Annotated in this window: 1 protein-coding gene; it reads right to left on the bottom strand. The window is 61.4% G+C overall.

Going from position 1 to position 210, the window contains the following annotated elements; translation table 11 throughout:
- Window positions 1-16: 16 nt before the first annotated feature.
- On the bottom strand, window positions 17-210 hold a 194-nt coding region (locus B3Q33_RS10045), incomplete at its 5' end, for a DUF411 domain-containing protein (RefSeq protein WP_286827511.1).

Here is a 210-nt window from a genome sequence, read left to right as displayed (position 1 = left end):
TGCTCCTACAGGGGGATCAGTTGCCGGGATGGTGGCTGAAGACCTGGGTGCCGTCTTCATCGAACAACAGCACATCATAGGCATCTTTGCGGTCGCCCATTTCCATACCGGGGGAACCGACAGGCATGCCGGGGACGGTAAGCCCTTTGGCATCGGGTCGCTCGGCGAGCAGACGGTCCACGTCGCTGGCGGGCACATGACCTTCGATGA

This window comes from Alcanivorax sp. UBA3183 (assembly GCF_002364155.1).
GTDB classification, from domain to species: Bacteria; Pseudomonadota; Gammaproteobacteria; order Pseudomonadales; family Alcanivoracaceae; genus Alcanivorax; species Alcanivorax jadensis.
The sequence above is the reverse complement of the archived record's forward strand: the minus strand, read 5'-3'. Positions and strand labels throughout refer to the sequence as shown.